At 44.4% G+C, this 18,673-nt stretch carries 23 protein-coding genes; 4 read left to right on the forward strand and 19 right to left on the reverse strand.

Features of this window, described 5'->3' with window-relative positions; all coding sequences use genetic code 11:
• Positions 1-24 precede the first annotated feature (24 nt).
• Together N288_RS13590 and N288_RS13595 are read left to right on the forward strand one after the other, a co-directional pair.
• On the forward strand, positions 25-348 hold the full coding sequence (locus tag N288_RS13590; protein ID WP_009793311.1) for a hypothetical protein: 324 nt from the start codon (positions 25-27) through the stop codon (positions 346-348).
• Positions 349-637: 289 nt separating this feature from the next.
• On the forward strand, positions 638-973 hold the full coding sequence (locus N288_RS13595; RefSeq protein WP_009793310.1) for a hypothetical protein: 336 nt from the start codon (positions 638-640) through the stop codon (positions 971-973).
• A 37-nt stretch (positions 974-1,010) separates the two neighbouring features.
• On the opposite strand, the gene N288_RS13600 is transcribed toward N288_RS13595, so the two are convergent.
• From N288_RS13600 to N288_RS13615, 4 genes are all read right to left on the reverse strand, one after another.
• Positions 1,011-2,699, reverse strand: coding sequence for a methyl-accepting chemotaxis protein (locus N288_RS13600; RefSeq protein WP_022543994.1), 1,689 nt, complete (start codon positions 2,697-2,699; stop codon positions 1,011-1,013).
• 156 nt (positions 2,700-2,855) lie between these two features.
• On the reverse strand, positions 2,856-3,866 hold the full coding sequence (locus N288_RS13605) for an NAD-dependent epimerase/dehydratase family protein (protein ID WP_009793308.1): 1,011 nt from the start codon (positions 3,864-3,866) through the stop codon (positions 2,856-2,858).
• Positions 3,867-3,879: 13 nt separating this feature from the next.
• Complete coding sequence (locus tag N288_RS13610) at positions 3,880-4,764, reverse strand: GNAT family N-acetyltransferase (RefSeq protein ID WP_009793307.1); 885 nt, start codon at positions 4,762-4,764, stop codon at positions 3,880-3,882.
• The gene (locus tag N288_RS13615; protein ID WP_022543995.1) at positions 4,764-5,597 is read right to left on the reverse strand and encodes an alpha/beta fold hydrolase; all 834 of its coding nucleotides are present in this window, start codon (positions 5,595-5,597) and stop codon (positions 4,764-4,766) included. Before N288_RS13615 ends, N288_RS13610 begins: the two co-directional genes overlap by 1 nt.
• Positions 5,598-5,738: 141 nt before the next feature.
• Here N288_RS13615 and N288_RS13620 point away from each other — a divergent pair, with 141 nt between their 5' ends.
• Entirely contained in the window at positions 5,739-6,083 is a 345-nt protein-coding gene (locus tag N288_RS13620) for a YlbF family regulator (RefSeq protein WP_009793305.1), read from the forward strand.
• Between the two features lie 383 nt (positions 6,084-6,466).
• Here N288_RS13620 and N288_RS13630 read toward each other — a convergent pair whose 3' ends face one another.
• The 7 genes from N288_RS13630 to N288_RS13660 all read right to left on the reverse strand — a co-directional run bounded on the left by N288_RS13630 (position 6,467) and on the right by N288_RS13660 (position 12,225).
• Positions 6,467-6,940: a hypothetical protein gene (locus N288_RS13630; RefSeq protein WP_009793303.1), complete on the reverse strand. Its 474-nt coding sequence runs from the start codon at positions 6,938-6,940 to the stop codon at positions 6,467-6,469.
• 579 nt (positions 6,941-7,519) lie between these two features.
• Entirely contained in the window at positions 7,520-7,834 is a 315-nt protein-coding gene (locus N288_RS13635; protein WP_022543996.1) for a hypothetical protein, read from the reverse strand.
• 23 nt (positions 7,835-7,857) lie between these two features.
• Positions 7,858-9,060, reverse strand: a complete 1,203-nt coding sequence (locus N288_RS13640) for a hypothetical protein (RefSeq protein ID WP_198018079.1) — start codon at positions 9,058-9,060, stop codon at positions 7,858-7,860.
• 206 nt (positions 9,061-9,266) lie between these two features.
• Entirely contained in the window at positions 9,267-10,871 is a 1,605-nt protein-coding gene (locus N288_RS13645; RefSeq protein ID WP_009793299.1) for a DUF4179 domain-containing protein, read from the reverse strand.
• Entirely contained in the window at positions 10,849-11,415 is a 567-nt protein-coding gene (locus tag N288_RS13650) for an RNA polymerase sigma factor (RefSeq protein ID WP_022543997.1), read from the reverse strand. Before N288_RS13650 ends, N288_RS13645 begins: the two co-directional genes overlap by 23 nt.
• A 130-nt stretch (positions 11,416-11,545) precedes the next feature.
• The gene (locus N288_RS13655) at positions 11,546-12,016 is read right to left on the reverse strand and encodes a hypothetical protein (RefSeq protein WP_009793296.1); all 471 of its coding nucleotides are present in this window, start codon (positions 12,014-12,016) and stop codon (positions 11,546-11,548) included.
• On the reverse strand, positions 12,013-12,225 hold the full coding sequence (locus N288_RS13660; RefSeq protein ID WP_009793295.1) for a helix-turn-helix transcriptional regulator: 213 nt from the start codon (positions 12,223-12,225) through the stop codon (positions 12,013-12,015). Before N288_RS13660 ends, N288_RS13655 begins: the two co-directional genes overlap by 4 nt.
• Positions 12,226-12,393: 168 nt before the next feature.
• On the opposite strand from N288_RS13660, the gene N288_RS13665 reads away from it, so the two are divergent.
• Positions 12,394-12,984, forward strand: coding sequence for a YhcN/YlaJ family sporulation lipoprotein (locus tag N288_RS13665; protein WP_009793294.1), 591 nt, complete (start codon positions 12,394-12,396; stop codon positions 12,982-12,984).
• 200 nt (positions 12,985-13,184) lie between these two features.
• Here N288_RS13665 and N288_RS13670 read toward each other — a convergent pair whose 3' ends face one another.
• The 8 genes from N288_RS13670 to N288_RS13705 all read right to left on the reverse strand — a co-directional run bounded on the left by N288_RS13670 (position 13,185) and on the right by N288_RS13705 (position 18,666).
• Complete coding sequence (locus N288_RS13670) at positions 13,185-13,895, reverse strand: Type 1 glutamine amidotransferase-like domain-containing protein (protein WP_035402266.1); 711 nt, start codon at positions 13,893-13,895, stop codon at positions 13,185-13,187.
• A 15-nt stretch (positions 13,896-13,910) separates the two neighbouring features.
• A complete protein-coding gene (locus tag N288_RS13675; RefSeq protein WP_022543999.1) occupies positions 13,911-14,531 on the reverse strand; it encodes a YdcF family protein in 621 nt (206 codons plus the stop codon).
• A 119-nt stretch (positions 14,532-14,650) separates the two neighbouring features.
• Positions 14,651-14,920, reverse strand: a complete 270-nt coding sequence (locus tag N288_RS13680) for a hypothetical protein (protein WP_050767296.1) — start codon at positions 14,918-14,920, stop codon at positions 14,651-14,653.
• 234 nt (positions 14,921-15,154) lie between these two features.
• A complete protein-coding gene (locus N288_RS13685) occupies positions 15,155-15,655 on the reverse strand; it encodes a GNAT family N-acetyltransferase (RefSeq protein ID WP_009793290.1) in 501 nt (166 codons plus the stop codon).
• 14 nt (positions 15,656-15,669) lie between these two features.
• Complete coding sequence (locus N288_RS13690) at positions 15,670-17,031, reverse strand: MATE family efflux transporter (protein ID WP_009793289.1); 1,362 nt, start codon at positions 17,029-17,031, stop codon at positions 15,670-15,672.
• Between the two features lie 349 nt (positions 17,032-17,380).
• A complete protein-coding gene (locus N288_RS25410; RefSeq protein ID WP_022544001.1) occupies positions 17,381-17,542 on the reverse strand; it encodes a hypothetical protein in 162 nt (53 codons plus the stop codon).
• A gap of 15 nt (positions 17,543-17,557) precedes the next feature.
• On the reverse strand, positions 17,558-17,821 hold the full coding sequence (locus N288_RS13700) for a hypothetical protein (RefSeq protein WP_009793286.1): 264 nt from the start codon (positions 17,819-17,821) through the stop codon (positions 17,558-17,560).
• Between the two features lie 74 nt (positions 17,822-17,895).
• Positions 17,896-18,666 (reverse strand): 3-oxoacyl-ACP reductase, encoded by a 771-nt coding sequence (locus N288_RS13705; RefSeq protein WP_009793285.1) that lies wholly within the window; start codon positions 18,664-18,666, stop codon positions 17,896-17,898.
• Positions 18,667-18,673: the final 7 nt, after the last annotated feature.

Below are 18,673 nucleotides of genomic sequence, written 5' to 3' on the forward strand. Positions count from 1 at the left end.
AGTAGTATATAAAGGAGTGGTTCAGTGAAACCGGGAGAATTATATATTATGAAAGGTAGCGGCGGAAATTATAGCCTCGTCAGATTGGCCAAGGGAATTTATATGGGGAGCAAGAAAATAAAAAATCTTATAACAGAAGATTTTTATGTTGATTTTCAATGCCTTTCTCCTGTGGAACAAAAAAACCAGGTTCAATCTCTTGAGGCGGACATATTTTTTAATAATGGCATACATGTGTCTCCAATAGCAGCATGCGGAGAATGCGGTCAGAAGGTAATAGCCTCTGAATCTGATATTTGTACACGCTGCGGCACGATTTTCTGCCATACACATTCATGCAGCTGTTAATTGACGGCAGATGGGCCTACCCAATGGGACCATCTTTTTTTCGGTAAAAAAATATTTTCCTGGACTTGACCGGTCAGCCAGCTTCTCCACACAATTCCCCTGCATTTTTCTCCAGATACCGTAGCGTTTCAGCTACATCTGCCAAATACCGCCAAGCACTGCCATAAATAGACATAAATGCTTATCGATTGTGGCGGAATTACCTGTTAGTATTAGAGTAAGAATTCAATAGGGGATCCTTCAGACTTTTCTTAGTCCCATCCCATCTTGCTGGATAGGAGGAATTAGGATGACCACAAAAAAAGAAATCCGGAATATGCTTCTGAATCTTATGTATTACAGGGATTGTGACATAACCCATATCTTTACGGAGCGGAATTTGCGTATGGAGGTCAGTTTTCTAAAAGAAAGCTACTGTTATTCTCTGATGGTTTCCGTGCCTGTTGAGTCTGTATTCAATCAGCGGACCTTGAGTTTTCAATCAATCGATTATGCAGCTGGTGCCATTGAACAGATCCTTTTTAATAATGACAACCCGAGCCCCTTTATTTTCGACCCTTCATCTGATGACCTGCCCATTACTCCTGCCGCCGAACCTATTTCCATCACGATTAAAGGATGTTAAGAAAAAAAGCACCGCTGACGCGATGCCAATTGCTTTACTAATTCAATCTGAACCTGCTTACTGATTCATTAAGCTCTTCTGCCATTTTCGCGAGCGATGCAGCTGATTCTGACATTTCATCCATGGATGCAAGCTGTTCTTCGGTTGAAGCAGAAACCTCCTGGGTGCTCGAAGCCGACTCCTCGGCTGCAGCAGCTATATCATCGATCGCCCGTACAATATGTTCGGCTCCTGCTGCAAGCTGCTGCACGGCGGCTGAAACCTCTTCGATCTGTGCTGTGACCCCTGATACAGAGTCCCCAATCTCTTTAAAACTCCCGCCTGCTTCCTCAACTGCAGATATTCCCCTTTCGACTTCCTTGCCTGCATCGGCCATCGAAGAAATGGCTTTTCCGGTATCCCGCTGAATGGCGGCAATAATACCGGATATTTGCTGCGCAGAATCTGCTGACTGCTCGGCAAGCTTCCTGACTTCGTCGGCGACTACTGCAAATCCTTTTCCAGCCTCACCAGCCCGCGCTGCTTCAATTGCTGCATTCAATGCAAGCAAATTGGTCTGATCCGCTATCCCGGTAATAGCCTCTATAATATGCGTAATATCATGTGACCGCTGTCCAAGCTTTTTAATAACCTCTTCCAGCCCTGCAAAGGTTTCATGAATAGAACTCATTTGTTCGATTGCAGAACCGATCGCCTTGCCGCCCTCTGCTGACAGGCTGACTGCACCAGCGGCAGTCTCGGAAACAGCAGCCGCATTATCTGCGATTTGCTTTACACCGGCAGACATGCGCCCTACTGTAATAGAAGCCTGCTCTACCGATTGCACCTGTTTATCAGAACCTGACGCCACGTTATTCATGGCAGCGGCAATCTGTCTTCCTGCAGCCCCTGACTGCTCTGCCCCTGCTGTCAGCTGTTCGGCCGAAGCTGCCACCTGTTCGGCATTTTCAGCAGTATCTTGGATAACTTTCCTCAAATTATGTGCCATCAGATTAAAAGAATCTGCCAATAGGCCGATTTCATCTTTGTTCCGGACGTTCAGCTTCCGGACTGCCAGGTTTCCGCCTGCAATTTCCTTTGCTTCAGCCGCAAGAAGCTTAACAGGCCTGGTAATGGTTCTTCCTGTCAGGATAGCGGCCAGGATGCCTATAAGGATGGCCGCAAATCCGATTAAGGAGACGGCAAGCATAATCCCTGCGGAATCCTTAGACACAGCAGACTGCCCATCTGCCATCAGTTCTTCCTGGTATAGGGACAGCTCTTTAACCTTTTTGTTAAAATTCTCCACGATCTGCTGTTTGGATACAAGTATCTCCAGCTGTTCCGTTTCTCCCTGCTGCTTTAGTTGAAAAACAGACTGGGAAAAAAGATAATATTGCAGTTCAAGTTTATTTAGGTCCTTAAATAATTCCTTCGATTTTTCCCGTTTGATTGTGGATTGAAGCTCCTTGCTTAATTTTAGATAGGCAGAGTGACCTTCCTCAAACTGCTTCAAATACTTCTCTTCGCCAAGTGCCAGGTAGCTGCCCTGATTGCTCTGCTGTTCTGCAATATTAATGTTAAGCTCTTTGATTTTCACTAGCTTTGCAGCCCGGTCATCTATCAGCTCTGAATATTGGCTGTCGATTGATTTAATTTGCGTAATACTGATCACCGACATCGCTGCCAGCAGTATAAGCACGCCTGAAAACCCCGCAAACAGCTTACTCCCGATTGTCATTCTCATTAAGCTCCCTCTCTCTCTGTTGTCAGCTCGTTCATATGACATATCGGCAGATTTTGCAGGTTTTTCAGTTAATGTGCTGAATTCGAACTATTCAGTTATTGAAGTAAATTCTAAGCCTGTTTTTCAACAGTGCGGACCTCTGCATTCCCTGCATTATTAGATTCTTTTTTCAAATTCCCTGATGATCTCATCTTCTTTATCATAATTAAAATCTTCCGCAGCTGGTTCTGCAGGCGAATTGTTAAGCTCCCATTCAATTGTCTTTTGAAGCCCTTCCCCGAATGAAATGCGTTCTTTATAGCCCAGTTCATTTCTTATCTTATCGGATGAAAGATCAATACTCTGCCTGGCATTTATGCCTAAGGGAAGCTGCCCTTCCTCCACCTCCACTACTGAGCCTTGCCAGCCCACCGCTTCTGCAATCCTGCTGACCCATTCTCTTTCCGAAAAATTATTTTCTGCGACATTATAAATTTTTCCGGCAGCCTTGGGGTTTTCGATAGCCGCTGCAATGGCATGGGCGACATTCTCAACATATCCCCTGCAAGTCTTCCACCGGCTGTGAACTTCATCTAATAATATATACGGCCTCTTATCTGCCATTCTCTTAATATATTGATAAAGTCTGTGCTGTCTGTCACCTGGCCCATACACCATTGGAAGCCTCAGGACCGTGCCTTTCAGCTTTTCGCTTTCCATATAGACTTTTTCTACGGGAATTTTGTCATAATGATAATAAAAGTGTTCCTCACTTACATTTTCTCTATAGGGATAAAGCTTTTCCCTCAATGGAGAATCTTCTTTGGATGGTGCAGGAACCGGTTCTCCCGGCTCCGTTCCGAGGAGCCGGCCAAAACTCCGGTACACATCTGCACTGCTGATGGCCACAAGCCGGTCTGCTGTTCCCTCAAAAATTCCCCTCACAGTCTCAGCATGCTTTTCAGTAAACGGAATCATATCAAGGACTATATCTGGACGGAAGCCTCTTAGCTCATCTTTATGATGAGTGATATCATTGATATCTCCCTTAAAGCGGATTATATCCTCCGGCATGGATACTTCAGTCTGCCCTCTGTTAAAAACTGCAACACTATGGCCTTTTTGAATAAGCTCTTCTATCACATACGGCCCCATAAATTTTGTACCGCCAATGATTAATACCTTCATTTGATGGCCCCCATTATGATAACTCTTTTATCATATAAACCTGCTTTACGGCAGGAGTAAATCCTATACCTGACAAAAGTTCATACGTTTCTCTGTTGTCCTTAACAGGAAAGTTAGGTATGACTCTTCGAATTTCATCACTGAAGTCCCCAAAAATTTCAGTCAGCAGAAAGGTGATGATTTCCTGCCAATCTTTTCTTCCTGGGTCAGCTTGAATTTGGAACAAAGTGGTTGCAGCATGCCTTCCTTCAGCTGTGAAACCTTTACGGAAGACAGCATAGCCAGCTGCACTTCCGTTATCCAATGCAATCAGAGCCTCGCCATCCTTTGCATTCTGCCAGGAAGTCTGCCATGGGGCAGTTCCTTTGTAGAAGCTCAGCGAGGAAGCCTCCTGGGGATAAACATACTCTGCCAGATAAGAATGCTGGTTATTCAATCTGACAGGATTTTGCTCCAGGCAGCCTTTCAGCTCCAAATATTCCAGACTATCAGCTTTCTGGTAGCCCAGTTTTTCATAAAGGGCAATTGCCTTGCTGTTCTCGCTGATTGCCTCAAGCGTGGCAAGCTGGACGCCTTCCTCTTTGTATATTTTAATAGATTCATCAATCAGCATGCGTCCGACCCCTTTGCTGCGCCAGGCAGCAGCAACACCTGTACCGCCATTCCAGGCAATCTTCCTTCCCCTGAACTCCCGGATGCCGCTTTTTACAATCCCGATCGGCTTTCCTTCCGCAAAAGCGACAATAGACAAATCCGGCGACAGTCCTTCAGCTGCCATCCGTGCAACAAACTTTTCCGGTGTTGTCGATGCATCAAAGAAATATCCTTCAAACCCTTTGTTCCAAGCCGTCACTGCTTCATTTATACTGCAATCCGACAAGCGCCTTATTTCAATCATTACTTTTCTCCTTTGAAAAAAGCTATTATTTTTTCCATTAATATTGCCGGCTGTTCAATCGCAGTCCAGTGCCCGCATTCAGGTATCACTTCTATTGCTGCATGGGGAATAAGGGAAAGCAGCAGCTCCTCCAGCATATCGGGGGTCAGTATATCCCTTACACCCTGTGCTGCCATAACAGGGATATCAGCCAGAGCAGCTGGATTGATGCTGGATTCATAATTTTGCAGAATATCTTCCCCGATCTGTGAATTTACAATAGTATTGCTTTTCGTCTCAGTTTTCCTGGAAAGATTGGCACTATCAAACAAATAATATGGATCGATGATCTGAAAGATATCTGCAGCAGCTGCCTTGCCTTCTTTATAGTCCTCTGTAACTTGATGGAAGCGCTCAAGCTCTGCTTCAGAGAGCCTTTCCATCAGCAGGCGGCCAAAATTTACGTAGCCTTCTGTTTTGGCACCGACAGCGGCGGTCAAAAAAAGCCTATTCACGTTTTCCGGATACTTGGAAGCATATAACAGGGCAAGCATCGACCCCCAGGATTCACCGACAAGATTCAGTTTGTCAATTTTGAGATGCTCTCTTAACGATTCTAAAGTTTCAACTTCTTCCCCCATAGTATAAATGGCTTCTTCACGAAAAGAAGACTTGCCGCAGCCGCGCTGATCATAAAATACCAGCTTGAATTGTGAAGACAAGGGGGCAAGATGGGGGAGAAAAAAGCCATGCTCCCCGCCTGGTCCCCCATGCAAAAAAACGATTGGTTCGCCTTCCCCCATTTGCTTTACAAAAATAGACTCATTTCTTAACGTAACAAGAGCTGATCCCACTGATATTCCCCCTAAATAAACTAATTAGTCTATTTAATATTATCATTCTATTCTGAAATTTATCCAGTTATTTTTAGTTATTCGAACTTTTTTTTTCATATGTACATACGCTGTATGATCTAGGCTAATGGAGGGGAAATAATGAAAGCTTTATTAGAGCAGGGGCCTGCATTGGAAACCATTATTCGCGGAAGCAGGGAGTATCAGCTGTTGAGGAAGCTGGCAGCAGAAATCAATGCCGACCCGGCAGCAAGGCAGCTGATCGAGGATTTCCGCAGCATCCACCACTTGCTGCAGGAAAAGCAGATCCGGGGAGAAAATCTGAGTCCTGCTGATATCCAGAAACTGCAGGTGCTGGAATCCGGTCTGATGCAAAATCCTAAAACCGCTTCATATCTGCAGGCAGAAGAACAAATCTTCAAGGCAATCCAGGAACTGAATATGATGCTGGCCAGGCCGATGGATGAGATTTATAGCGGAGTGTAGAACGGCAGCAATAAGCTTTTTAGATCAGCCCTCTTTTCATTTAAAAAAAGGAAAGCAAATTTGCTTTCCTTTTATATATGGTCCAAGCTTTGCAAAATTATGGCCTGCCCTCCTCTTTATAGTATTGCCGCTCCTCTGTTCCAACTCCTTTGCCAGTAAAATTGGCGGCCAACTTCATTCGAAATATACCATGAGCCGAACTTACCGTCTTTTCCCCATGATCTTTATATGAAATAATGAATTTTTCTTTCCCTATTTTTTCTGCTGACGTTTCTTTTACCACCTGATATCCTTTAATCTCTCCTTCTCATTTTCCTTCTCTCTCGGGGAAGCGGTCAGTCATGGATCCTTCTCCCATTGAAGCAAACCCTAGCGCTTCCGTCTCAGAAAGGGGGCTGAGGATCTGATATCAGTAAAAGATAACCCCAAAGCAAACCGGCGCATAAAAGCGGAAGTACTATAAATAAGATGCTGCCTTCTCTCCTGAAAATCCGCCTGTCCAGTAATGCGTATAAAAGAGCGGCTCCCATACCATATAATGCTGCAATCGTATTCTGAAAAAGCAGCCCGTTTGCCAATCCGAAAAGCCCGTGGAGAAAGATATAAAGCCAGTCTTTCCTAAGGACAGCTACCCGTTTCTGCAAAACTTCAAGCAGAAACGAAACAAGGTTCCCGTAAAAAAAGACAATCGCTCCTGCATACAGCATAAATAAAAGCAGCCAGCCAAGAAAGGCGGTTCCAAGTCCAGAGGCAGGTTCAGAATCATTGACAGCAAAAAAAGCAAACAATATGGAGACCGCTGCTGAGACAGCAAACGAAGCAGTCAATTTTCTCTGGATGAGTTTTCTAAGCTTCATTTATTGCTTCCTCCTTATTTCAGGCGCCTTCTTGACTTTCTTTTTTGTTTGAGTGACTCATTTTTCTCCTCTTGAGGCACTCTGAACGGGTTATCCGACCGGAAGAGTGACTCATATCTTTATTTTGAGTCACTCTAACCAGCTTTTCCCCCATCAGAGTGACTCATATTCTCCTCTTGAATCACTCTAACCAGCTTTTCCCCCATCAGAGTGACTCATATTCTCCTCTTGAGACACTCTAACCGGCTTTTCCCACCATCAGAGTGACTCATATTCTCCTCTTGAGACACTCTAACCGGCTTTCCACACCATCAGAGTGACTCATATTCTCCTCTTGAGGCACTCAAACCAGCTTTTCCCCCTTCAGAGTGACTCATATTCTCCTTTTAAGTCACTCTGACTAGTTTCACACTCCATCAGGGTGACTCATGACTCCCTAATCAGGGATATTCCTTACTTTCTAAAATCTCATTTTCCTTTCCCCGGACAACAATTTGGTAGACTTCTTTATGTGCCTCATCATTTGCTGCACTAATTATGCTTGTGCTTCTTCAATCATCCTTGCTGCTGATGCAGCTTCTAATTAAAAGAAGTTTTTATAATATATTTAACCGGTTTGGGATGTGTATAAATGGCAATGCCTTTAAAACCTTCAAACTCCCTAACTTTATGTTGGATTTCGGAAGCGGGCATACTCCATGTGCTTACCTGCTCACCTTTCATTCTATAAGCCTTGCCGGTTTCCTGTTGAAGCGGTCCGCTTATTGAAAAAAGGAGGACAACCCCCAAAAGTAACACAACCGCTTCAAAAGTCTGCTTTCTGCTTTTCTTTTTGGACAGCATTTTATTTTGGTAGGCTTGCTGGACTTTTCTTTTCATAACAACCATTTTCATTTTACCGCTCCTAAATACCTTCATTATTGGGTGATACTCATTAGTGTATCTAAGTTCTCTTTAGAGTATAGAAATTTAAGCAATTCATCATAAGCATCTGTCTGAAAAATAAGCTCTTTTTCGTTAAAAACAAAAATTGTAAAATCGTTCAGCTCTTTTCCGTTCTCCATTTTAATAGAGTTTTCAGCTGAAGTCTTCACAACAGTTTTAATTCCCTCTTTTTTCAAAGATTCCATTTTCTCTTTTGATTTATTTCCAATAGCAAGTATGGACAGTTTACCACTTTCATTCGACATCCAATTACTGCCATAAAAGATTTTATCCTGTTCCTCGAGAACCCTGACTTCTTCCAGAATTGGAAACCATAATTGACCGTCTTCTGGATATCTCGCATTAAATGCAAGTTTCTGGCCTGTATGATACTTTGCTCCCTTATCAATCCAAAACGGAACCCCATCTATTTTTATAAAGCCCAGTTCACGGTTGACTTCGGTTACAATACCTTCCTGGCTGGTTGCTTGAGGAAGTACATTTTCATCTATATATTTTTCCATTAACCCGATATCTTTGCTGCGGAATACTTCTCCTTCCTCGTCCAATAATATATAGGAAGGTACTTCTTTAATATTTAATTCCGATAGCTCTTCTTCTGCTCTTTGTAAATCTGTATACGCCCCTACTGTTATAAGTGCAGAGGGATACTGCTTTAATAACTTCCCTCTTAACTCCAGATCTTTTTCCAGCGTGGCCTCTTTTTCTGTTACCACAATGGAATACTGGCCTTTAGACCTTGGAAAATAAGGTTTTATCTGTGGCTGTTTTTCAACTTTAATAGGAAGATAATACTCAGCCGTTCTTCCATCCTTCCAATATGCCTGTAGAACTGCTGTTTTAATTCCCTCACCTTCACTGATTAAGCCGTTTTCTCCCATTATACTCGGCAATATATCCGGGAATTTTTTTCCGTTAGGCATCAGAGTGCTTTTTCCTATAAAAACAGGGCTGCCAGTTTCATCGGGAAATTCGACCTTCATTTCCTCATTCTCGTATACATGCTGATTTTTCAGAGATTTGGTAATATCCTTCATCTCTCTCTCCACCAGTCCGTCATTCCACCGGTAAGAACCCATGATTGCCTGCACCTCTGTATCTCCAACTGTGATCACCGGCATCGGCGGCTTTTCTTCCTTATAAACCTTTTCTTTATCAAAATAAAGCATCGTCAAAATGACGATAACTGCCCCGGCTCCCCATAGAAGCGGGCGAATCCAATGAAATCTCTTTTTACTGCTTTCTTTCATGAAAATCCCCCTATCGCCACATATACAAATCAAGATACTTTATATACGTTTTGGCAAGCAGAAAGTTGCAATTTTTCCCAAAATCTTCCCAAAAGAAAAACAGGCTGCTGAAAGCCTGCTTTTCATTCTGTTTATCTAAATAACGGCACCTTCCACTCTTTATCTACTGGATAATAACGCGTGCTAGATATGAGATGCAATGTCAGTTCTTCCGGCTCTTTCTCCAGATCATAAGCTTTGAGATTGAGAGAAGTTTTGAAGCGCCCATTTTTGTCTTTTTCGTTTAATATGGAACCACTATGATACAGGGGATAGACATTTCCTTCTTCATCCCTCATCACCCATGACCCAAAATCAGCGGAAGGTACTTCCTTGCCGCCCTCCATCTCAATTTCGAAATAGGATTCCTTTTGAATTGGCAGCAGTGACTTACGCAGCGAGTAATCATTTTTCTTCTTTGCTTTTTTAATTGTTATATGATTGCCTTCGTATTCAAAGCTGACTGGTTTCTTCCGGAGATCATCCGGTTTAATTTTTATAGAAAAATCGGCTGGCAGGGTTTTGATTACGCCATCGAGTACAAGAGTATAACTGCTTTTATTTTTCTGCGGGATAAATGATTCATTCCAGCGTACTGCCCCAAGTTCATCCAGATCTTTGCTAGACCCTGATATCCAGCTTGTATCGCTGGGATGGCCCTGCCCCTCAGCGAAGGTATTGTGCTTATAAACGGCTTCATTTTTTTCATCCACAATATGATATTGAATCGCCGTTCCGAATCCAGAGAACATCCCTACATTTTCTTTGCCAAACTGTTCTTCAAGCTCTTTAATCCTAGTTTCCACGTCGGCTTTTTCCTTTTTCGTGAATGATGTCTCATAGATCAGCTCGTTTGAAGAAGGAGCAAATTGCACTTCTTTTAGATCAATTGAAACACCATTGAAAGCGGCGCTATGCTGGTCGAGCGCAAGCCTGCTTGTATATTTTTGCCTTTCCTTCAGGTCAACAGGCACTTCAACATTCCAGTTCCCCTGCTTACCGTTCAGCTCCTTAAGATCGACTTTAATCAAGACCTCTTCTAGACCGGTCCGATCCCTCAGCGAAAATTCTATTAATCCATACTCAGATCCCTCTGTCCAGCGCATTCCGTAGCCATCGATTTCTTTACCATCTTGATCATAGGCTGCGATCCTGTTTTCTGTGTCATCCATATTGATACTGGTATCAAGCGGTTTGCCGTTTGAATCCAATACTTTAAAAGAAAGCGCAATTCTTGATGTATCCGCGACTACATCCTCTATTTTGAACGTTGTGTTCTGATCTGTTGCAGCAATATCCACCCGGGTCGCCATTCCCTCTTGAGATGCCAGCCTCAGACCGTCATCCACCTCATTGGAGGAAAATAGCCCGCCGACCCAGTCTGCAAAGCCAGGGACCGTGCTGATTCCTGCAGCCAGCAGCAGTCCGGCTGCCGCTGCGGCCATCCGTTTCCCTGAGACAAACTTTCTTTTTGGTCTGTATGATTCAAGCTGCCCAATGATGACATCTGCAAAATCGTCGGGAAGCTTTGGCATCTGCAGGGTTTCTTTCATGAATTCAGCTTCATGTTCAAATAAACCAGCAACTTCAGCACAAGACGGACAGCCTGCGATATGGCCTTTCAGTTCAGACTGTTCCTTTTCGGTTAAAAGCTGATCGGTATATTGAGAGATTTTATCCGCCGTTGGACAATTCATTATAATAGCCTCCCTGTTTTTTGACTGTTTCCCTCATTTTCTTTTTGGCCCTGTGAAGCTTGTTCCGGACCATGGATAAGGGCATGCCTGTCGTTTCTGCAATTTCCTCATATGGCAATTCATTGGCATAGCGAAGGAGTATAATAATCCTTTCATCCTCCGGCAGTGTGCTGATCAGCTTTTCCACCTGCCTATTTTTCTCTTTTTTCAGAAGAATCACTTCCGGGTGCTTAGTGTTGACGGCAGAGGCCTCGTTTATTTCCGCCTGCTTGATTTGGGAGCTTTTCTTCCTGAATTCATCCATGCAGTGATTCACTGCCACCCGGTAAAGCCAGCTTGAGAAGGCCCCTTTCTGGTCATACTTGCCAAGCTGATTGTAAATTTTGATAAATGCCTCCTGGACCAGATCCTGGGCATCCTGCGGGTTTTTTGTCATCCTCAGTATCGTTGCGTACAAAGGGTTTTTGTATTTATTGATGATGTGCCCGTAAGCCTGCTTGTTTCCGGCCAGCACCTGCTTTATCCAAAATGCTTCCTCTTCCATATGTACCTCCCGTTCCTTCCTGCCCTTTTTTCCGATTCTTCTATAATAACGGAAACTATGGTAAAAAAATCTCAAAGTTTTGCAAAAAAAAATAGCAGCTGCAGGATATTCGCAGCTGCCTTGCTATTTTTCACAGATTTTTTCGTATCGACAGATAATAAGAAAGCATCTGGATGGCCGGGATCAGCAGAATGATCAGGATGGGGTAGAAAGGGATCTTATCCTCGAGCACTGGATAAAAAAGCATAAGGGCTGCAGTAAACGGCACCGCAAAATACAGGGAGATATAGGAGCTTCTGCAGGCTCTGGCAGTCATCATTTTTTCCCGTTCATCCTGTTCCTCGAACTCAGGCGGCAGGAGAAGCAGAGCACCGATACTTGACCGCTTTTTCTTGTTCTTGCTGTAAAGGAACCAGCTGATCAAACCCCCTATCAGCAAAAAAACGGCAACCGGTGTGATATTAATCGTCAATGACCAGGGCGGCTCAGGGTTCCGCAGCACCTCTGCAAACTGGGTCTGGGCATCGTACATTGCTATCATAGCCCAGGCAAATAACGCATATAAAACAAAATTTAATAAGATTGTCCGATTCGTTTTCATTTCTCTTCCTCCTTTAATAGCCAAAATACTTCTTCCATCTTCAGCTGGAATGCCTCGCATATCTTCAGGGCAAGCAGCAGGGACGGGATATAATCCCCTTTTTCAAGCGCTGCGATTGTTTGCCTCGTCACACCTGAAGCCTGGGCCAGCTTTTCCTGTGTCCAGCTGTTTCTGGCACGCAGCTCTTTGACACAATTGCCAATTTCCATAAAGCACCTCATTCACCGTCTCTTTGTTAAGTCAACTTAACATCAATTAAGTCAATTGTATAGAAGACTTTACATTATGTAAAGCCCATTTAACATTGACCTAAAAAAGTGTATAACATTTATGTATTTGGAAAAATTACTCATGAATATTAATTAGGAGGTATTAGAATGAAAAAGTTAAGATGGCTTTTAATAGGCGCTGCTGCGTCTGTGCTGATTACCGGCTGTGCCTCATCCAACCAGGGCAGCCAGGATGGAAATGACGGCCAATCCGGCACATTATCCATGAGAAATGTCACCGACAGCGATGCAACTGACAATGACAATAACTTAATGGACGACGAACAAAATAACAACAAGCAGTATAACAATGGACTGGAAGATAATGGGCAGAACGGCAATGAACAGAATGGCAGCGATCAGAATGATCTTCGCAATTCAGAAGATGCCCAGCAGAAAGTTGAAGCCATGAAAGAAGTTGATAAGGCGGTAGTCATTACAGCCGGAAGCAAGGCATATGCAGCTGTAAAGCTCGCAAATGGGGAAAATGCTGATGTAAATGATGAAATGAAAAAGAAGGTTTCCGATCAGGTTCAGGCAGCAGATCAAAATATCAATGAAGTTTTTGTTTCAAGCAATCCTGATTTCATGGAACGCATGCGCGGATATAGGGATGATATTCAGAATGGTAACCCTGTAAGAGGATTATTTGATCAATTTTCCGAAACAGTGCAAAGAATTTTCCCTGAATCACGATAACAGTAAATCGCCCGTTTCCAAATAGGAAGCGGGCGATTTTATTTGATACTGCAGGGTTCAAACAATAGTATATCCTATTTGCACTGAGTCACTCTGATAGATAGGAAGAGAGCCAGTCGATGCATGACAACCCTCAAAAGAAGCCACTCATGTATAGATCATGGCCCATTCAATGCATGACGGCCATCAAAAGATACCACTCATGTATAGGAAAGGTCTGCCAGATAAATGCAATCGAGTCTTGTTTCTTCAGCTTTGTTATCATTGACTTCTACATAATAAGCGCTGGCATTCCTTCTGGAGCAGACCGTTTGATAAAGCGACCCATCCACAAAATGAAGTGCAGCCCCATCATCTGCCGCATAGCCCGGCTTCATGAGCGCTTCCCTGATATATTTTCTGTAAGCTGGCTTTCTCTTATTCTCCCCGTCATAGTGCGGGCAATGGCTGCCTTTTAGGATGCCCAAACCTTTAATGGGATACAGCGGTCCGTTAAGAGGATCTGTAAGGCCTTCTTCAAACCAGCAGATGCTTCCTGCGCTTATGCCGGCCAAAATGATTGCTTTTTGATAGCATTTCAACAGAAGCTTATCCAGTCCCCATTCTTTCCAAAGAATCATCATATTGCGGGTATTCCCGCCTCCAACGTAGATGATATCCTGTCCAAGCAAAAATTCTTCAGCATCATTGAAGTTTGGCTCAAACAGCGACAGATGGGCCGGTATGCACTCCATTTTTTCGAATGCTTCATAAAATCGGTCTATATAGTTTTGCTGGTCTCCGCTTGCCGTTGGCAGAAAGCATATTTTTGGTTTCTTATTTTGCGACTGCCCAATGATATATTGATCAAGAAGGAGGTTTTCAGGTTCCATGGAAAATCCTCCTCCTCCCATTGCGATGATCTGCCTCATTTTCATTTCCTCTCTTTAAGAATCTGAAATCTCAACCTCAGTGTCTATGATGATTCCTTGTTTAACATAGTAGATCAGTTTTTCCGCTTCCCTCTTTGCCCTCAGCCTGCCTGCTTCTGAAAGCTGCCAGTTCCCTTCTATTGTATGGATGTCGTCCACAGGGCAAAGCGAGTATTCTATCCAGTCCGGCATATAGGTTTTCATGGCCAGATATGCCCTTCTTATATGGCAGGAAGCTGTCACAACCAATATCCTTTTTATTTTGTGGAGATTGAACTCCCGGTCAAGGACCAGCAGTGAAGCAAGCACATTTTCCTTTGTGTGGAGAGATTGATTTTCTATTAAAATATCTGCTGCCGGGATACCAAGTGCCAGAGCTTTCTCTTTTAAAAGTTCTGCCTCGCATAGCCGGGACGGTGCCCAGACTACGCCGCCGGAAAAAAGCAGCTTGCCTGCCCTGCCGCTGTTATACAGCTCGAGCGCCTTTGGCAGTCTGTATTCAGCAGCCTTGCTGCTTCCCAGGACGAATATGCATTCTCCCGATTTTTTATCATCCGCGATATTTTTATAAAGAAGATCCCCAATCTGCCTGTCTGATAACTGATTGAAATTAAGCTTTGATATTAGTGTTTTCATGGATTGCCCCTCTTTACTCACAAGTATATTATTCTCCAGCCTCTCTGAAATTCCTGTCATATTTATATTTTATGTAAGAAAGGCGGGCTGCTTTTCCGCCGTCCCGCCTTAAACCATTTTTAATAATAGTATGGGTAAGGCGGATAAGGGTAAGGATAGCCGTATCCATACGGTCCGGCGAGGGCGCTTCCCAATAGCAGGCCTCCTGCTAACCCTCCCAGGAATGGGAAACCGAACCCAAAGCCAAATGGACGTCCGAACCCAAATCCAAACGGACGGCCAAACCCGAATCCAAACGGGCGGCCGAAGCCGAATCTGCCAAAGCCTGGACGGCCAAAGCCAAAGCGGCTCAAATCTCCATGAGAAGCTGCTGCTTCAGGGCGATACATAAACTGCTGTTGATTCATCATGCCTTCTCCTCTCATATTCTATCTTTTTTTTCCATATGAGGGGCAGCAACAATGATGTCAAAGCCCCCTCATCGTATAGGTTTCAGTCTAGAATATGTCAGAGAAGGCCTCGTTGAATAGACATTTACCCAGGATTGGAGGCAAAAATTATAAATTCCTTATTCAGGACAAATTAAATAAGAACCTGCTGAAAAGACAGGTTCTTGCCAGAACTTATTTTAAAAGCTTTGCCATTATATATTCATCATGATAGTTCCCATCTATGAGTAAGGAGTTTTTCTTAACACCTTCAACTTCGAATCCTGCTTTTTTATATAACGCAAGCGCATTTTCATTTTCACTGACCACTGAAAGCTCCAATCTGTACAGGCTGGCTTCCTTGGCCCAGCTGTCAAGCTTCTGAAAAAGACTGTAGCCGATTCCTTGACCCCGAAAGTCTTTTTTAATGCCTATAACGAGGGCAGCAGAGTGGCGCACCCTGCCGGCCATTCCGCCATTGACAATTAAATACCCCGCCAGACGGCCGTCTTCTTCAGCTGCGAAAATGGCGGCATTATCCCGGCTGGAAAGCGCCTCGATCATCTTTTTTTGAATGTCTGCGGAAACATTCCGTTCCCCTGGCCCATACAGCATATATGACGATTCATTTTCCACATCTTTAATAAGCTCGGCAAAAGCTTCTCCATCCTCTGGTACAAGCTTTCGGATCATCATGTCATTTCCTCCAATTATACCCCTTCGGCCGGAGCGAATTTTTTCTTTTGGATATAAATCAGCCTTGCTGACAGGCATATGCCCGCTGCCAAAAGACCGGCGGTAAGTCCGATCCAATATCCCGGGGCACCGAGGCTGGTATAATGGGCCAGCCCATATCCGAGCGGCAGGCAGATCAGCCAATAGGCAATAAGCGTGATGATGAATGCAAGATTAACATCCTTATAGCCTCTTAGCGCTGCCTGGGCAGTTGCCTGGATGGCATCTGAAATCTGGAAGAACAAAGCATAAATCAGGAAATGTGCCGTCAGGGATATTACTGCTGCATCATTGGAGTAAAAGCCTGCAACCTGATAGCGGAAAAGGACAACAAGAAGGCCAGTGACAAGTGCAATGACAACCGACAAATAAATGCCGATCCAGCTGTACGCCTTTGCATCTCTATTCCTCTTTGCCCCCACCTCATAGCCGACCAGCACAGTCTGTGCCATCGAAATGCTGATCGGAATCATATAAAGGAAGGAAACGATATTGAGTGCCGACTGATAGGAGGCAAGCGTCTCCACACTGAAACGGCTTAACAGAATCGTCACCACCGCAAACATGCTTGTTTCAAAAAAGATCGACAGACCCATCGGAACACCGATTTTTAAGATTTCCTTGCATTGGGACCATGAGAAGTCTTCCAAATTGGAAAACACCTTATACACTGCAAACGGCTGCTGTGTCCTGATAATGAAAATCGTCAGCGCTAGTATTACCCAATAGGTGGCAGCAGTAGCATAGCCTCCCCCTGCCCCGCCAAGCTCAGGAAAGCCCCAGAATCCAAAGATCAGGACAAAGTTCAGGAAGAAGTTAACAGGAAGCGCACAGAGAAGAATGACCATAACGACCCGTGTCTTCCCGAGAGCATAAATGAACGAGCGCAGAACATTGAATAAGAAAAGAGGAATGATTCCAAAGCTTAATCCAATCAAATAACCTCTTGCCGTCTGTTCAACACCGCTCTCCAGATCCATCCGGTCCAAGATGGGTCCTATCAGGAAAAAACCCGCCGCAATGACAGCCAGTGCAATCATGATTGCCAGATACATGCCGTTCTTGACAACTGCCGCTACTTCTCCATGCTTTTTCTCGCCAAACCGCTGCGCCGCGATCGGCGAAACAGCCAGGAGAATTCCGCTCAGCCCTGTAAAAACAGGATTCCAAATCGATGACCCAATAGCAACCCCTGCAAGATCGGAAGCACTGTATTTACCGGACATAATGGTATTAAAGAAAACCATTGAAAACATCCCAAGCTGCGTAATCAAGATGGGAATCAATAATATGAGGATCTGTTTGATTTTTTCTTTTACTGTAAAAGTCTGATTCATGATGGTACTCCTTGGTAATAAAAGTCACAAGGATAATTATAAGCCAAACAAAGCATCAGCGGGCGGAAAAAATGTAATTGTTAGAAAATCTCCTGTAGAAAGGAAGGGCAGGATGCTGGCTGTAAAAGCTTTTACCATTTATGGATAGCTCTTCCCAATCAAATTATAGCAGCCTGTTGATTGGAGTGGAGGGCACTCAGACTCCTGCGGGAGGCAGCGGCAGGGCTGAGACCCCGCATGAGCGAAGCGAAGAGGAGGCTCAGCGCCGCCCCGCGGAAAGCGAAGTGCCTGGAACGGAAATCAACAGCCCTCATTTATAAGCAAAAAAGCCTGCTGCTGCAGACTATTGCTAATGACTGTTCTTATTCTCAACATAAATCCACAAATAATAGACAACCCACATAACCAATATTGGCAGTATGGCAAAGCTGCGGAAAGGAGCATACAAGAGCATGCCTATACTCGCAAGCAGTGCCCACGGGGCCAATCGTGAATATTTCTTCCATTCCATATACCTTCCCCCCTGCTAATTCCCGGTTCCCGCCGGCTGCAGATATTTTGTGAAATAGGCTCCGGCCAGCAGCAGGATAAGGGCCATCATCCAGTTGAAAATCCCAAGCCAGCCCATCCAGTACGAAATAAGATTGACTATGGCAATCAGGAAAAAGCAGATCGAGGTAAGGGCACTTTTGAAGCCGGTAACGCCTGCTTCTTTTCTTTTTTTCATTAAAATTGATATAGAAAAAGGCAGACTTATAACGAGTATAATAGTCAGCAGGATCGGAATCATAGATTTCCCCTCTTTCTAACAAGATCTTGATTATATGTCCTCTAACTATTATACGGACAAGATATGAAAAAGTTTCACCCGCCCATGACCAGGCCGCCATCGACATACAGGCACTGCCCTGTCACAAAGCTTGAGAGCGGGGATGCGAAATAAAGGGCAGCATCTGCAATATCCTCCGGTGCTGCAAGGCGCTGCATCGGAGTGAGTTCAATAATACTGTTCCTTACATCCTCCTTTGTCCCGGCGCTCGAATCGGTCGGATAGGTCAGCCCTGGGGCAACTGCATTGACGGTGATTCCAAAACAGCCAAGCTCCTTCGCGAGATTCCTGGTAAACCCGAGCAAGCCTGACTTGGCGGTTGTATAGTCGTGATAGGGAATCACTGGAAAACTTACAAGGTTGCTCACAATATTTACAATATTACCGCTCATCTGCTCTTTCATATAGGGAATGGCTGCCCTGCATACATTATAAGCGCCGCGGACACTTCCTTCCCACTGACGGTTATAGTCGTCCCACTCAAGCTCCCAGGCTGCCTTGCGTTCCTTGGGATTAAAAGAATAATGGCTTAAGGCATTATTAATGACCGCATCGATGCCCCCATAACTCTCGATAATATCGTTCATCATCCTTTTGACCTCCTCTTCATCAGTCACATCTGCCTGCATGGCAGCAGCGTGGCCGCCCGACTCCCTTATTTCCTTTGCGGCCGACTCGGCGGCCTCCCTGCTGGAAAGATAGTTAAGGATGACTAAAGCTCCCTCCGAACCCATCTTCCTGCTAATTGCTCTGCCGATTCCCCTGCTCGCACCGGTAACAAGGACCACTTTGTTTTTTACAAGCATGATTTCC

Source organism: Bacillus infantis NRRL B-14911, assembly GCF_000473245.1.
Lineage (GTDB): Bacteria > Bacillota > Bacilli > Bacillales > Cytobacillaceae > Bacillus_AB > Bacillus_AB infantis.

What these genes read in the sequence shown, in the direction of transcription:
- N288_RS13595 (WP_009793310.1), top strand. Translation starts at nt 638, where the DNA reads ATGACCACAAAAAAAGAAATCCGGAATATGCTTCTGAATCTTATGTAT.
- N288_RS13600 (WP_022543994.1), bottom strand. Translation starts at nt 2,699, where the DNA reads ATGAGAATGACAATCGGGAGTAAGCTGTTTGCGGGGTTTTCAGGCGTG.
- N288_RS13605 (WP_009793308.1), bottom strand. Translation starts at nt 3,866, where the DNA reads ATGAAGGTATTAATCATTGGCGGTACAAAATTTATGGGGCCGTATGTG.
- N288_RS13610 (WP_009793307.1), bottom strand. Translation starts at nt 4,764, where the DNA reads ATGATTGAAATAAGGCGCTTGTCGGATTGCAGTATAAATGAAGCAGTG.
- N288_RS13620 (WP_009793305.1), top strand. Translation starts at nt 5,739, where the DNA reads ATGAAAGCTTTATTAGAGCAGGGGCCTGCATTGGAAACCATTATTCGC.
- N288_RS13630 (WP_009793303.1), bottom strand. Translation starts at nt 6,940, where the DNA reads ATGAAGCTTAGAAAACTCATCCAGAGAAAATTGACTGCTTCGTTTGCT.
- N288_RS13635 (WP_022543996.1), bottom strand. Translation starts at nt 7,834, where the DNA reads ATGAAAATGGTTGTTATGAAAAGAAAAGTCCAGCAAGCCTACCAAAAT.
- N288_RS13645 (WP_009793299.1), bottom strand. Translation starts at nt 10,871, where the DNA reads ATGAATTGTCCAACGGCGGATAAAATCTCTCAATATACCGATCAGCTT.
- N288_RS13650 (WP_022543997.1), bottom strand. Translation starts at nt 11,415, where the DNA reads ATGGAAGAGGAAGCATTTTGGATAAAGCAGGTGCTGGCCGGAAACAAG.
- N288_RS13655 (WP_009793296.1), bottom strand. Translation starts at nt 12,016, where the DNA reads ATGAAAACGAATCGGACAATCTTATTAAATTTTGTTTTATATGCGTTA.
- N288_RS13660 (WP_009793295.1), bottom strand. Translation starts at nt 12,225, where the DNA reads ATGGAAATTGGCAATTGTGTCAAAGAGCTGCGTGCCAGAAACAGCTGG.
- N288_RS13665 (WP_009793294.1), top strand. Translation starts at nt 12,394, where the DNA reads ATGAAAAAGTTAAGATGGCTTTTAATAGGCGCTGCTGCGTCTGTGCTG.
- N288_RS13670 (WP_035402266.1), bottom strand. Translation starts at nt 13,895, where the DNA reads ATGAGGCAGATCATCGCAATGGGAGGAGGAGGATTTTCCATGGAACCT.
- N288_RS13675 (WP_022543999.1), bottom strand. Translation starts at nt 14,531, where the DNA reads ATGAAAACACTAATATCAAAGCTTAATTTCAATCAGTTATCAGACAGG.
- N288_RS13680 (WP_050767296.1), bottom strand. Translation starts at nt 14,920, where the DNA reads ATGTATCGCCCTGAAGCAGCAGCTTCTCATGGAGATTTGAGCCGCTTT.
- N288_RS13685 (WP_009793290.1), bottom strand. Translation starts at nt 15,655, where the DNA reads ATGATGATCCGAAAGCTTGTACCAGAGGATGGAGAAGCTTTTGCCGAG.
- N288_RS13690 (WP_009793289.1), bottom strand. Translation starts at nt 17,031, where the DNA reads ATGAATCAGACTTTTACAGTAAAAGAAAAAATCAAACAGATCCTCATA.
- N288_RS25410 (WP_022544001.1), bottom strand. Translation starts at nt 17,542, where the DNA reads ATGGAATGGAAGAAATATTCACGATTGGCCCCGTGGGCACTGCTTGCG.
- N288_RS13700 (WP_009793286.1), bottom strand. Translation starts at nt 17,821, where the DNA reads ATGATTCCGATCCTGCTGACTATTATACTCGTTATAAGTCTGCCTTTT.
- N288_RS13705 (WP_009793285.1), bottom strand. Translation starts at nt 18,666, where the DNA reads ATGCTTGTAAAAAACAAAGTGGTCCTTGTTACCGGTGCGAGCAGGGGA.